Genomic DNA, 14,704 nt, shown 5'->3' on the forward strand with positions numbered 1-14,704 from the left:
GTTTATCCCTATGTGTATAGGGAACACTCCAATTATAACACATTGTTTTATTATTAAAATATTTAACACCAAATTTCCACCAACTTTTTCAATGATTTTAATAATAACAATGATTTTATAATGCATTGTTTTTATTAAAGTAATATTAGAATAAAATAGAGGGAATATTAGGATTTTTCATTCTACCAATTAATCTTTAAATTTCATATAGTTATAGCACAGTCAGCAATAAAACTGAGCTTTTCTTTATTAAAAAAGACGGAATTTCTGGTTAACATATCCAAAAATCTATACCGCTTCAGCATAAAATTATTTTTCATTTAACAGGTTAAAAAATATACTTAATAAAGTATGGCGTTGCTTAAATCGCTTTTTAAATAAAGGCGTTAAGCAGCTACCAGATACTCGTTTAGTTAACAGATATTATTGATATTAAGCAAAAGTATTGATTAAAAAGGTTAACGTTGCGTTAAAATGGTTTATACTCTGTTTCCATTATCGTTTATGCTTAAAACAATACTATAAATAACGATAAGCCAATCACCTCATTAGCCATACAATAGAGAGATTTTAGGGAAAATAGGAAAACAATATGGACAACACGCTTAATCCCTTAATCGGTGAATTTGGGGACGGATTAGTGACGGGTTTAGGGGGCGTTAGCCATAATCGCTATAGCTTAACTGTTGAGGGGCTGCGCTCGCCGATTTCGGTTTGGCATGTTGACGGTAATGAGTCGTTAAACCAGCCTTGGCGTTATGTGATTACGTTTACCAGCTCTGACAAAGCGTTATCCATTGATTCCGTGCTTAATCAAAAAGCCACATTCTCTTTTAATCCTGTTATCCATCAACCGTATCAAAGCGTAATGTCAACAATCTCATCATTAAGTGACTTACCGTCGGTGAATGATAAACGCACCTTGCATGGGGTGATTACTGAGTTTAGTCAGTTATCGGTCAATAAAGAGGAAGCTCATTATCAGGTGGTATTATCTTCGTGTTTAGCACGGCTGGCTATTGGGCAACATAGTGCCATATTTTAACAGCAAAGCGTGGTGAGTGTAGTTGAAGAAGTGCTGCGCAGTCATGGTTTGACGGGCATTGATTACCGTCTAGAGTTAAAAGAGAGCTATCCTGAGCGGGAGTTTATCACGCAGTGGCAAGAAAGTGACCTTGAATTTATTCAACGCTTATTGGCCGATGTGGGTATCTGGTTTCGCTTTGAAACCCACGCCGAGCGCCACTGTGATGTAATGGTGTTAAGTGATTATGAGCAAGGCTATGCGCAGGTGGCTAATATTGACGATAAGCCCCCCAGTGGCATGGCAGATAGTGGCGTTGAAAGTGTGTGGGATATCAGCCTGCATAGCGAAGTGGTGGTCTCCTCAGTCAAGGTACAAGACTATAACTACCGTGATGCCCTCGCCGATTTACAGGGGGAAGTTAACACCCAACCCAAAGACCTGACCACCTATGGCTGCGACTACCGCTATGCCGAGCACTATCAAGGCTTAGATAGCAACGGACAGGAAAATCCACAAACTCGTGGTGATGATAATCGTGATAACGGCAATAATTCTAATGAGAATAATACGCATGACGACAATCAGATTGAAAGCGGTCAGTGGTATGCGCGTATTCGCCATGAACAGGCGATTAGCCAAAAAATTATCCTCAAAGGCAAGAGTAACCGCTATCACCTTGCCCCCGGTCAATGGATTAATATCAACGGCAGTCCGCTAGCAGATATTAATGACGGTATCATTATTTTAAGTGTACAGGGGCAAGGTAATCGCACTGATGCCTATGAACTCACCTTTACCGCCATTCCTTATCACCCCTTAAAACCTTATCGCCCTGCGCCCATACGCTGGCCACAAGTCAGTGGTACGTTACCGGCAAGGGTCACCAGCCCCGACAATGACACCTATGGCTATATTGATACCCAAGGACGCTATCGAGTTAAATTTAATGTTGACCTGAAACAATGGAAAAGTGGCACCGAAAGCTTATGGGTACGCTTAGCCAAACCGTATGCGGGTAACACCTATGGCTTTCACTTCCCGTTAATTGATGGCACCGAAGTGGCCATTGCCTTTATGCAGGGTAATCCCGATAGGCCGTATATCGCCCATGCGATGCATGACAGTGCTCACCCTGACCCTATCACCACCATTAACAAACACCGCAATGTGATTCGCACGCCGGCTAATAACAAACTGCGCATGGATGATAAACGCGGGCAAGAGCATATTAAACTGGCCACCGAATACGGCAAAACCCAACTTAATTTGGGGCATTTGGTCGATAATAAAAAACAACCCCGCGGTGAAGGCTTTGAGCTGCGCACCGACGAATGGGGGGCGATAAGAGCGGGAAAAGGGCTTTTTATTACCTCTGACGAACAATATAAAGCGCAAGATATTCAGCTAAATATGCAACAAGCAAATGAGCAACTCAATAATGCTCTTAATTTGGTATCTGCGCTACAAGATGCGGCAAAACAAGCCGAGGCTGAGTTGGCTGATTTAGAAACACAAAAGAAATTATTAACTCAGTCTCTTGAAGAATTAAAAGCAGCTTCAATTCTACTTTCATCCCCTAAAGGTATTGCTCAAGTGACGCCAAAAAGCATTCAACTTTCTTCCGGTGAAAATCTAATACTATCCAGTTATAAGCACACAGATATTAGCGTATTAAGGAAATTTATGGTAGCAGCTGGCGAGACCATTAGTTTATTTGCCCAAAAAATGGGAATTAAATTATTTGCATCCCATGGCAAAGTAGATATTCAAGCACAAAATGACGATATGTCATTAAGTGCACAAAAAGATATCTCAATTGTTAGTCAACAAGGGCGAACTGTTATTTCAGCTAAACAAGAGCTCATTTTTACTTGCGCAGGTGCCTATATTCGACTTGCTGATGGGTCAGTCGAGATTGGCGCGCCAGATAATATTATTAATAAATCAGCAACATGGCAAAAATTGGGTGCCGATAGTTTAAGTCAAATGATGAATAAACAAAAAAGTAGCCATTATTCATTTCATTCGCAATTACGTTGGCAACATGATAATTCTGTTATAAAAAACCGAAAGGTAAGAATTATTCGAGCTGATAATAGTGAAATAGAAGCAGTAACCGATGAAAATGGAATGCTACCTGCACAATACAGTCAATTTGTTGAGCCAATAACTATTGTGATTGAGCCAGAAACAAAAAATTAAACATCGTATTACTAATTTAAATCATGATCACAAATATATAAATAGCAGGAAACATATTAATGGGCTGGGAAACTTCTAAATTATTAAGCTATCAACCAATTAAAAAACCAAATTATCTATTATGGGGGATGAGTTTATTATTTTTAATTTTAGCTGGTTTTATAATAACTGTTTTTACCTATGATGGCTCAGACTACCTTTTATTTTGGTTTCTGGCTATTGGTGTTCCGTTTTTTTTATGGATAATGATACTTGCATCTTGTTTATTAATTAACATTTCTGAGCATGCTTATAATGAAAGAATCACAGAACTAAATCAAGAATCAACCCTATTTTGGCAAAATTGGAGTAAGCAACAAATACCTATATTTGGGAGTTATCTGATCTGTGCAGAACAAAATGGCATAAAAGCTTTAACAGGTGATCTTGAACAAATTCCTCTTTATCCTGAAAAAGCAAGACCCCTATTTAATTTGACTGCCTCGACTAAACCCTATTGGTTTCTTGATGAAGTAATGCAAAACTTAGAACAACAATGCCCTAATTATCGTCACTATTTAACGCATATCTACATACCTAAAGCACTCATTGATGACGATGATCTGCTAGAAGCCATATTTCAACGTTGGGATTTATATCCCGAACCAGTAATGGATTATTCGGTATGGATGTCAATACTTTATGAAGAGCCAGATAATATAGAATTATCGCTAATATTAGTATGCCAATATAGTGATAGAACCTACCATCATCACAGTAAATTTATCAGTGCTATGTTAATTGGTGCAGAATCATTAATGAATACTAAAAAGCTACAAGCAAAATCTTGGTTAGGTCGTTTGATGATCGCTCAGGACGATTTATCAGCTGATATCAATCAGTTTTTTACTTATACACAACTTTCTGCTCAAAATGTTAAAGATGTTTGGATTTCTGGATTAGACCCAAAAAATCGCACTCAATTTAACATTGAAAGGCATAAATTAGATATTGGTGAAAATAAAGAAAATCTAATTCATGATATAGATTTAACTTTTGCCAAACCCACAGAATTGACAAAGTATTTAGCGTTAACGATGGCAAGCGGTTGTGTTAGTGCTTCTTCTCAAGAGCAACTCGTTATTAGCCAATATGAAAATAAAGTCTATATACAGCTAATTACTTTTAAAAAATTGCTACAAGAATAGAATAGGTAGAAAACAACATGACTAACAATAATCAGCAAGCCACGTATTTATATAATACCGTTCCAACATCAGAAAATACCATACAAGGTTTATATCTTGAAAAAGAACGACTTATTGTACCGATTATCTTTATTCCTGGTGTGATGGGCAGTAATTTAAAAGAAAAAACAGATAAAAAGAAAGTAAAATCGATAGAGACTAATAACTCTAAACCGGTTTGGCGTTTAGATGATGAAACATCGGTTATTGGCTGGTCATTACCGTATTATGGTGATGCTAAAGCACGAAAATTAGAACTTGATCCTGAAAAAACAGAAGTTGATGATCGTGGCACTGTGGTTGATGCGGCAGCCGAAGAGGTCGCTCGAATTAAAAATGAATATAATTTAAAGATACAATTATTAGGTAATGATAAAAGTCAACGGAATGAAAAGCGTCGCCTTAACCGAGAACAAAAAAAAAAAATCCAAAAAGCAATAAATAGTAACCTTGAAAACAGACTTTTTGGTTCGCGACAAGCACGAGGTTGGGGGACAGTAGGTTATATTAGTTATGGTGAATTTTTAGAATTATTACAAAAAATCTTATTTGAACCAAATGGTCACTTATCAACTATTTTAAATGATTTAACAAAACCGCCTTCATTTTCATTAGATGAGGGTTCAAAATCGTCACTAGAGTTAGATGAAAAGCAAATTCAACATTGCGAAAAATTTTATTTTCCCATACATGCAATGGGGTATAACTGGTTACAATCTAATGAAGATAGCGCTATGGCGTTAAAAAAACTTGTTGAAGTGACCTTACCCAAATACTATAAAAAGCGTGGAAAAACCTGTGATAAAGTGATTTTGGTCACTCACTCTATGGGGGGATTAGTTGCCCGTTATTATACTGAAGCATTAAATGGTCGGAACAAAGTCTACGGAGTAATCAATGGTGTACAGCCAGCTACGGGCGCCGTTGCTGCCTACACACGAATGAAGCGGGGCACAGAAGTTAATGGAGATAATAGCATAAGTAATTTGATAACGGTCAATGTTTTAGGCAAGGATGCCGCAGAAATGACCGCAGTTTGTGCACAAGCGCCAGGACCACTCCAGTTATTACCCTCGCCAGAATATGGTATGGGTTGGCTCACGATCACAGATCCTAACGGTAAACCAGAATCCTATCCTAAAACTGATCCTTATGCAGAAATCTATTTAGCCAAAGATAAATGGTGGTGCGTCTGTGAGCCCCATTTGATTAATCCATTTAATACTGACCATAATTCGCAACAAATGCAAAAGGATTGGAAAAGCTATAAGAATATTATAAATAGAAAGGTAAATCCGTTTAATTCAGCTATTGCCAACAAATATCATCCTAACACTTATGCTTTTTTTGGCCTTGAAAAGGATGCTAATAATATTAAAACAGAGTCGTTGACTTATCAAATCGCCCACTGGCAAGGTTCTGTGATGGTAAGCAAAAAAAAGGCGTCAGCCAACCATATTGGTGATAAAAATCGGCTTAATTTAAAAGAGTTAGTGGAAATAAGAACCCTCCAAAATGGAGATATAAATGAAAAATACACGCTATTACCCGCAGATGGTAATGGTGATGGCACCGTATCGCAGCGATCTGGCGAAATATCAATTGATTATTTAAAAGCACGAATGCGTTTACCGGTTGGCCATGAACCCGCTTATAAAAGTGAAATCAGTCAAGAGTTCACCCTTCGAGCCATTGTTGACATTATGTATAAGGTAAAAATAAATGATTAATTTAACTAAATTTTATAAATATTATTTCGGTTTTATTGCAGGTCTATTCGCGCTAACCGTATTAACCAGTTGTCAGATATTTCATAAGGACATTCGTATGACTAAATTATCACCAACACAACAGCAACAAGTAAATGAGTTATTAAAAAAGAGCGCAACACGCTGTATTGGCACCTATTTAATCGACTTACCCATTGAATTTAAAGTCAATGAAGAGGGATATTTTGATTATCAAAGTAATTCTATTATAACCATTGCCACAAATCAACAATACTTACCCCCTTTTAAACAGATGATAGCTCGGCGTGAGCAAGAGTTGCGAAATACTAAACCGGTTGATCCTCTTGATGGCAATTATCTAAAACACGTGTATCTAGTGCACACCAATAACCCCGATAAAATGCAAGGCATTATTTTTGAACGTATGGAAAGTATTGGTACACCTGACGTAGCCAGAATATTGGAAGGATATCGCTGGCAGGATGAAGTCACCTTAAAAATTGTAATAAAAGCAGACGATGGGTCTGGCGAAAAATATGCCAAAGCTAGGCAAATTGATCCTGAATCCTATGGTAATAACGTGCCACAAAAATTAGCTGAGTTACATAAACTGTTTGACCGGATTAAGCCACGCGATGATTTAACTATCCCAACAACACCTGGGTTTTGTTTTTTGCACGGTTTTATGCAAGGAGAAGATCGTGAATGGAAAGATATGGGGTTTATCTATTTGCATAATACAATCAATAATTTTTATTTTAGTATCGATTATAACGATTTTAAAGAAGGTGATGCATTACTTGATAAGCCAGAAGGTTATGTTACGCAAGGCCGAGGACATACTATCTATAAAGGGACGCGTAAGAGTAATGGGTTACTGCTAGAAGACTGGATAGCAAAAGGGCAATTTCTCCTTAATGAAGAAGGCTTCTATTCCGATGATTGGGGATATGTATTTTCGCTGGGGATTCATATGACCGACCCAACCTATAAAACACCACAATTACGTTTAGAAATGTACTACAAAATCCCAGATGATGAAACACAAGCATATAGTGAAAAGCAACTTATGGTCATTTGGCGAGAAATCACTAATAGCATTAGAATAAGGGAAAGCTCTTTTGAAAATGAATAAATATTACTGTGGTTTTATTGTTGGTTTGTTGGTGCTGATCGTTTTAATCTGTTATCAGATCTTTAACCAAGATATTCGTATGATTAAATTATCATCAACACAACAGCAACAAGTAAATAAGTTATTAGAAAAGAGAGCAACACGCTGTATTGGCACCTATTTAATTGATTTGCCTGCTGAATTTAAAGTCAATGAAGAGGGATATTTTGATTACCAACGTAATTATGTTATAACCATTGCCACTAAGCAACAATACTTACCCCCTTTTAAACAGATGATAGCTCGGCGTGAGCAAGAGTTGAAAAATACTAAACCAGTTGATCCAAGGGATGGTGATTATTTAAAGGCCATTTATTCCGTAGATACAAATGACCCAGAAAAGATGCAAGGCATTGTTTTTGAACGTATGGAAAGTATTGGTACTGCTGATATTCTTAGAGTGTTAGAAGGTTATCGCTGGCAAGATGAAGTAACGTTAAAGATCGAAATGAAAGCACAAAATGGCTTAGGCGAACAATATACTAAAGATAGGCAAATTGATCCTGAATCCTATGGTAATAACGTGCCCCAAAAATTAACAGAGATGTATAAACTGTTTGACCGGATTAAGCTGCGCGATGATTTAACTATCCCAACAACACCTGGGTTTTGTTTTTTGCACGGTTTTATGCAAGGAGAAGATCGTGAATGGAAAGATATGGGGTTTATCTATTTGCATAATACAATCGATAATTTTTATTTTAGTATCGATTATAATGATTTTAAAGAAGGTTATGCATTACTTGATAAGCCAGAAGGTTATGTTACGCAAGGCCGAGGACATACTATCTATAAAGGGACGCGTAAGAGTAATGGGTTACTGCTAGAAGAATGGATAGCAAAAGGTCAGTTTTTTCTTGATAAAAAAGGTTTCTATTCCGATGATTGGGGATATGTATTTTCGCTGGGGATTCATATGACCGACCCAACCTATAAAACACCACAATTACGTTTAGAAATGTACTACAAACCTCCTTTAGATCCTAGACAGGCGTATAGCAAAGATCAACTAATGGTGTTTTGGCAAGAAATCACTAATAGCATTAGAATAAGGGAAAGCTCTTTTGAAAATGAATAAACTTTAGAAAGTACTTGCGTTATTTACGGTAATTTGAGACGCCATCAAAATAAATAAAAAATAAATGGTTATTATTTTTGAGAGTTGTTCTAGTAATAAAGCATCAATAACAAATTAATTTTTATATAGCTTTATTCTAAAGAGAAAATATTTACATTTATTTATGCAAACACGAAAAAATTTAAGGCCGCTGTTATTATTGAAAATAATTACGGCAAATATTTATTTATCAAAAAAATAATGATGATTACTTTATTTTACCTAGCAAAAAAAGAAAATACCAAAGATGAGTTGTATTTAAAAGTAATTATCCAATAAAATAATTAACCATGAAAAAACAACGAAAAGAGAATTTTATTGGATTAATATTAATCATCCAATAAAAAACTTATCGTTCAGGATAAACAATATTATTAATTTTCTATTACAAGAAAAAGTATGCTATCGAACGAGATAATCATTAGCTATCTTACCGTTCTCTTGTAGTTAATACCCGTTCAACTGTATCAACAATGGCTTGAGTTTGAGAATCAATTTCAATGTTGACTTTATCCCCTACTTTTTTTTCGTCTAAAGTAGTAATGGCTAACGTTTCGGGAATTAAGTGAATAGTAAAACTATCTATTTTTACCTGTCCAACCGTCAGGCTGGCGCCGTCAATTCCTATAAAGCCTTTATATAATACATATTTCATAAATTTTTTCGGCAATTGTAATGTCATTTCACAATTCGTGGCGGTTTTTTGTATATCAATAATGGTTGCAGTGCAAGAGATATGCCCTGACATCACATGCCCACCAATTTCATCACCATATTTGGCGCTACGCTCGATATTGACATAATCATTGATTTTTTTATCACCCAATGTAGTTAATGCAAGAGTTTCTTCCATAATATCAAACGACACAACATCTTTATCAAAGCCTGTTACAGTTAAGCAGCAACCATCATTGGCAATTGAAGCGCCAATTTCAATTTTATCGGTTAATTGATGCGGTAATTTGACTTTATATGTTCTTAATTTAGCTTTGTCTTTAATATCAATAATTTGACCTACACCCTGTACAATTCCCGTAAACACCATTTTCCCCTTTGCTATATCAATTTTTAATGGCTATTTTAGCCTAATCAAATCATAATTTCCTAATGATTAAATTAATTGTATAGACAAATAATATTAAGACCTGTCTTTATGTATTATTATTATTCAACTAAAACAAATATAAAATTTGGATCAAACGATATTCGTTTCTAGCTCCTATCGTTATGATCAGTCTAAATTTTTTGTTAATTAAAGTGAGGCTTACCTTAAAGAATTAATTATTGCATGTAAAAGGATATATTTTATCTTTATGCAGTTGGATTTCACTTTTGCTAATTAAGGATTATCTATGTTGAAACTTATTCTAGCCATTTCAGTCGGCTCTGTGGCGGGGGGGTTATTGCGTTGGTTTTTATCGCTTAAATTAAATATTATTGCTTTTGCGATTCCGCTAGGCACACTACTGTCTAATTTGGTCGCAGGCTATATTATTGGCTTTGCTATTGCCTTTTTTAATCATTCTACCCTTTCAGCCGAATGGCGTTTACTTGTAATAACGGGTTTTTGTGGTGGACTGTCGACCTTTTCAACTTTTTCAGCCGAAATCGTTAATTTTTTACAAGAAGGTCGAATATTGTGGGGATTAGTAACCATATTTATACATGTTATTGGTTCCGTTTTAATGACTTTTTTAGGAATCATGTCATATCAATGGTTGCGCTCTTAAAGTTGTACTATTTATAGATAATATAAAAAATGATTACAAAGAAAGTTTACAACCGCAAAATACTGTATTAATATACACTGTATACAAACACAGTATCGAGATTATTATGCTTATTGAACATTCAACACCACAACTCATGGCTGTTAATTTTGAGTCACCTTTTCAACAGGTATTGCAACAACAACGCCCTTTATTAAAATCATTTAATAAAGCTAAAAAATGGCAATTATGGCTCTCCAACCGACGAATGTTAAAACGTTCATGGGTTAATAGTGCAGGTTTAGATAAACACAAAGTGATTCATCTGGCAAATTTAAATAGCTCAAACCTAGTATCAACCATTGAAAAAGCCTTACAAAGCAAAACCTGCAGCTATGTGGTTGCCTGCATCAATGATCTTAATGAACAAGATAAGGCTCGCTTGCAACAAGCGGTATCATTAAGTGATACCTGTCTGCTTTTGGTTAACGATCAACAATGTGAACAGCTAATTCAATACCACTAACTGGGAGTGATAACCAATTTATTATCCTACCCTACAGTTTATCGCTGTTTTATTTTGTTCTCCTGTTGCTACTAGTTAGAAGCAAAAGGCTTTAAATAGTTTACCAATTGTGGGGAAAAACTAAATAATCGAGTATGGGAATCCAATAATATTCGCCAATGGTAATGATGTTTTTATACACTAAAGACCGTTTAAGCTTTAAAAAAGTAAACGCATATAGTAATTTGGTTGTACACGCTGCTTAATAAGTACCTATAAGAAACCCCATCATCATTAATGGAATAGAAACAAGCTTTTTCATTACAGTTTTCCCACTTAATATATTTTGATAAAGGTAAATCATTAATTTATATTGTCTGTTTTTCCATATGCCCCTTTATTTGTACAATAGACTTATGGCTAAGTAAAATTTAGGTGATTTTGATTATCATAGATCCAATCAAATACTCATTGCATCTTGTTTGGTTTGATTAATGACTGTTTTAGCTATCCATTGTGATTGTGATATTACATGCTGATCATCAAGTTTCCAGATATTTTTAAGTATCATAAATATTTCAGAGCCATCACTGATCGAAATAACATAATTTCGTTTTTTACACCTGCATATGTTGTGGAAGGTATTAAAATCTGTTGAATCACTAGGTATATATTTTTAATCGCGAATATCATACTGCATTTTAATAAATTAGTTAAAATCTATAATTCCCTAAAAAAATTTGAGAAATGAGAAATTGAGATTAACCTCGCCATACAGCAAAAAACGATTAAAGTTGATTGAATATTATTTGTAAATACCCCCCTTACTTTTAGCATAGAAAATGTTCTAGTTTTGGGTTGTACTATTTTAGGAAATAGTATTACTTAAATTTTAATAAGATATTTTTCCAACTTGAATCCAATTGAGCATTTATTGTCATTTGCTTTTGCTCAATTGGATGCGTAAATTTTAATACACTGGCATGAAGCATTAATCTTTTAATACCGAAATAATCGGTAAATGCTCGATTTTGATGAAGATCACCGTGTTTACTGTCTCCTAAGATAGGATGAAAAATGTGCTTCATATGGCGACGTAATTGATGTTTACGACCCGTTTTTGGTTTTAATTCAATAAAACTATATCTTGCAGTATCAAATTTACCAACTTTAATCGGAACTTCAATTTTGCTAATCCCTCGATAAAAAGTCACTGCATCTTGTGCAGATTTATTTTTGTGAGAAAATTTATCAGCGATTTTGTCTAATTCTTCAACTAAAGGGTAATCAATCACTGCTTCACCCTCAACATAACCACGCACTATTGCATAATAGTTTTTTTCAATTTTTTTGGTCAAAAATTGTTCAGACATTAAACGTGCAACTTTGCTGGATAAGGCGAACAATAATACGCCTGAAGTTGGTCTATCGAGTCGATGTACAGGAAACACATGTTGACCAATCTGATCTCGCAAGGTTTGCATAACAACCACGGTTTCATTTTTATCTAACCAACTGCGATGCACAAGCCACCCTGATGGCTTGTTGATGGCAATTAAGACATCATCTTGATAAAGAATTTCAAACATGGATTAATTTACTAAAAAATCAATTATAAAAATAGTTTTTCAAGTTCTGTAGCTATACTTGGGCTATTATTATCACCAATGGCATAATTTGCTTTGGCTTTTACTTCGTCATCGGCATTACCCATCGCAATTCCTAACCCAGCACTAGATAACATACTTATATCATTATAACTATCACCAAAAGCGACTATTTCACTTAAATTAATATCTTCGTGCTCAGCCCAATGAGTTAAACCATTTCCTTTGGTATTTCCTTTAACTGCAACATCCGCTCGATTTGACCAAGACCATTCACACGAAAACACATCTAACGAATCCACTGTATCTGAAAATTGTTGTAGCGCAGGGATGTTATGACTACTTGTTGCAAATTTAAAAATAGCACCTGCCTGATCAATAACCTTTTCAAAACTATCTACTTTTTGAATTTCTGGTTGTAAAAAATCTGGTAATGATTTAACCCATTTAAAAAAACCTTCTAAATGATCATCTAATACTTCATAAGTCATCATTTGATCAGTATAAATTAAAGTATGAATACCATATTGATTGACCAGTTTTAATAGCATTCGTGCTTGATCTTTAGTCATTGGTTTAGCTGCAAAAGCCTCTTTTTTTTCAAAATTATAGACATAAGATCCATTACAGCAAATTGCTGGCGTTGATAATTTGAGTTGATAGTAATAAGGATAAATTACAGAATGATGACGCCCCGATACTAAAATGACTTTCACACCTTTAGCACTGATTTTTTTTATCATCTCAACTGTTTCTGGCAAAATTAAACGGTTACTGGCTAGTAACGTACCATCCATATCAAAGGCAACAGCTTTATACTTCATATGATCCCTCTTTTTATTTCTAACTTCTGCTCTAAAGTTTAGCTAAACATTTAAACCAAATAATTAGTTAAACATTGAGTTTACAAGCTGGTATTAAAACTTCACATTAAATTTAAAATTCAATTTTTTGGCGTCCAACAAACGAATGCGATAAGGTGGTACCATCGACCATTTCGAGCTCTCCCCCAACTGGAACACCATGCGCTATTCGTGTTGCTATTACATTAAACTCTGCACACATCTGAGCAATATAATTGGCGGTTGCATCACCTTCAACGGTCGGATTAGTGGCTAAAATAACTTCGCTGATCGATTCTGATGCTAATTTGTTTTTCAATAAATCAAGTCCAATATCATTTGGACCAATACCATCTAATGGAGATAAATGACCTAATAATACAAAATAACGTCCACTATACTGCCCTGTTTGTTCAATAGCAACTATATCTGCAGGCGTTTCGACTACACAAAGTTGCCCGCTGTCTTGACGACGATAATTTGCGCAAATAGTGCAGACTTCTTGTTCAGTAAAGGTTCGACATTCTTTACAATGACCTATATTTATCATTGCTTCATGTAGCTCATGAGCTAATTTAATGCCACCTTGTCGATTCCGTTGTAATAAATGAAAGGCCATACGTTGCGCTGATTTGGGACCAACGCCAGGTAAACAGCGCAGTGCTTCCATAAGTGATTCTAATAATGGACTTATTTGCATGAATTTATTTGGCTCTCACAATTTGTTTTTTAGATTAATAATACCTTCTTTCCAAAATCTATCAAACAACAATTATTCTATTATTTTAATTTAATAATGATAAAAATTGAAAAAAACTTACAAAAATATTAGTAGATACAATCATGTTTAGTTTGCAATAGCTTTACAAAAGCGAATCGTTAGATTTATACCTATTGCGTATAAGTTTATGACTATTTTTTGTTCTTGCCACGATCATAACTTTTCATTTCTTCACCCTTTAAAAGGCGTGTAATGTTACTATTGTGACGAATAATAATCAAACATGAAAGCATTGCAACCGGTAAGGTAAGCTCAGGTTTGAATAACCAAACATAAAATGATGCCATAAGAAAACCAACAATTGAGGCTACTGATGAATACCCAGTTATTAATAGGGTAAACAACCAAGTCAAAATAAAGCAAGCTGTAAAATCAAACCCGATAGGAGCCATCATACCTAATGCAGTTGCAACACCTTTACCACCATGAAAATGAAAAAAACAGGGAAAGATATGCCCTAAACAAGCAAAAATACCAATAATACCTAAAAAGAAAGGAGTAATACCAAGCCGATAAGATATATAAACCGGAATTGTACCTTTTAACATATCAAAGATTAAAACAAAAATGGCAGGTAATTTGCCATTAAGTCGTAAAATATTGGTTGCTCCGGGATTGTGCGAACCGTGTTCTGAAGGATTAGGCAGGCGCATGATACGGCTGATAATCATTGCACCAGAAAGTGATCCCAAAAAATAGGCAATTATGCTCATCAATACAATTTGTAATGTCAAAATACAACTCCTTTCATTTGCCACTTTCTGCTAATAATTAAACTTCAAGC

12 protein-coding genes and 1 pseudogene are annotated in these 14,704 nt (G+C 35.1%); 8 read left to right on the forward strand and 5 right to left on the reverse strand.

What is annotated here, in order from left to right; all coding sequences use genetic code 11:
* Positions 1-592: 592 nt before the first annotated feature.
* The 6 genes and pseudogenes from A9G22_RS11665 to A9G22_RS08885 form a co-directional block, all read left to right on the forward strand.
* Positions 593-2,491: pseudogene (locus A9G22_RS11665) on the forward strand (type VI secretion system Vgr family protein); the annotation flags it as partial.
* Positions 2,492-2,521: 30 nt separating this feature from the next.
* A complete protein-coding gene (locus tag A9G22_RS11670) occupies positions 2,522-3,229 on the forward strand; it encodes a DUF2345 domain-containing protein (RefSeq protein ID WP_255314946.1) in 708 nt (235 codons plus the stop codon).
* Positions 3,230-3,288: 59 nt separating this feature from the next.
* Positions 3,289-4,416 (forward strand): hypothetical protein, encoded by a 1,128-nt coding sequence (locus tag A9G22_RS08870; protein ID WP_065586133.1) that lies wholly within the window; start codon positions 3,289-3,291, stop codon positions 4,414-4,416.
* 17 nt (positions 4,417-4,433) lie between these two features.
* Positions 4,434-6,185: an esterase/lipase family protein gene (locus A9G22_RS08875; RefSeq protein WP_065586134.1), complete on the forward strand. Its 1,752-nt coding sequence runs from the start codon at positions 4,434-4,436 to the stop codon at positions 6,183-6,185.
* A gap of 97 nt (positions 6,186-6,282) precedes the next feature.
* Complete coding sequence (locus A9G22_RS08880) at positions 6,283-7,320, forward strand: T6SS immunity protein Tli4 family protein (RefSeq protein ID WP_141670030.1); 1,038 nt, start codon at positions 6,283-6,285, stop codon at positions 7,318-7,320.
* Entirely contained in the window at positions 7,313-8,437 is a 1,125-nt protein-coding gene (locus A9G22_RS08885) for a T6SS immunity protein Tli4 family protein (RefSeq protein WP_065586136.1), read from the forward strand. The genes A9G22_RS08880 and A9G22_RS08885 overlap by 8 nt, the downstream gene beginning before the upstream one ends.
* 469 nt (positions 8,438-8,906) lie before the next feature.
* Here A9G22_RS08885 and A9G22_RS08890 read toward each other — a convergent pair whose 3' ends face one another.
* On the reverse strand, positions 8,907-9,518 hold the full coding sequence (locus A9G22_RS08890) for a riboflavin synthase (protein ID WP_065586154.1): 612 nt from the start codon (positions 9,516-9,518) through the stop codon (positions 8,907-8,909).
* A 310-nt stretch (positions 9,519-9,828) separates the two neighbouring features.
* Here A9G22_RS08890 and crcB point away from each other — a divergent pair, with 310 nt between their 5' ends.
* Both crcB and A9G22_RS08900 read left to right on the forward strand, forming a co-directional pair.
* Positions 9,829-10,206: a fluoride efflux transporter CrcB gene (gene crcB, locus A9G22_RS08895; RefSeq protein WP_075508729.1), complete on the forward strand. Its 378-nt coding sequence runs from the start codon at positions 9,829-9,831 to the stop codon at positions 10,204-10,206.
* A gap of 106 nt (positions 10,207-10,312) precedes the next feature.
* Entirely contained in the window at positions 10,313-10,711 is a 399-nt protein-coding gene (locus A9G22_RS08900) for a cell division inhibitor SulA (protein ID WP_075508730.1), read from the forward strand.
* An 860-nt stretch (positions 10,712-11,571) separates the two neighbouring features.
* Here A9G22_RS08900 and truC read toward each other — a convergent pair.
* From truC to plsY, 4 genes are all read right to left on the reverse strand, one after another.
* Positions 11,572-12,279 carry a tRNA pseudouridine(65) synthase TruC gene (gene truC / locus A9G22_RS08905; RefSeq protein WP_065586139.1) on the reverse strand — a complete coding sequence of 236 codons (708 nt, stop codon included), beginning with the start codon at positions 12,277-12,279 and terminating at the stop codon, positions 11,572-11,574.
* Positions 12,280-12,302: 23 nt separating this feature from the next.
* Positions 12,303-13,121 carry a pyridoxal phosphatase gene (locus A9G22_RS08910; RefSeq protein ID WP_075508731.1) on the reverse strand — a complete coding sequence of 273 codons (819 nt, stop codon included), beginning with the start codon at positions 13,119-13,121 and terminating at the stop codon, positions 12,303-12,305.
* 112 nt (positions 13,122-13,233) lie between these two features.
* Positions 13,234-13,839, reverse strand: a complete 606-nt coding sequence (gene recR, locus A9G22_RS08915) for a recombination mediator RecR (RefSeq protein ID WP_075508732.1) — start codon at positions 13,837-13,839, stop codon at positions 13,234-13,236.
* 212 nt (positions 13,840-14,051) lie between these two features.
* Positions 14,052-14,654, reverse strand: coding sequence for a glycerol-3-phosphate 1-O-acyltransferase PlsY (gene plsY / locus A9G22_RS08920; protein WP_141670031.1), 603 nt, complete (start codon positions 14,652-14,654; stop codon positions 14,052-14,054).
* Positions 14,655-14,704 lie beyond the last annotated feature (50 nt).

The sequence above is a fragment of the Gilliamella sp. App2-1 genome, from assembly GCF_001690255.1.
Classification (GTDB): domain Bacteria; phylum Pseudomonadota; class Gammaproteobacteria; order Enterobacterales; family Orbaceae; genus Gilliamella; species Gilliamella apicola_G.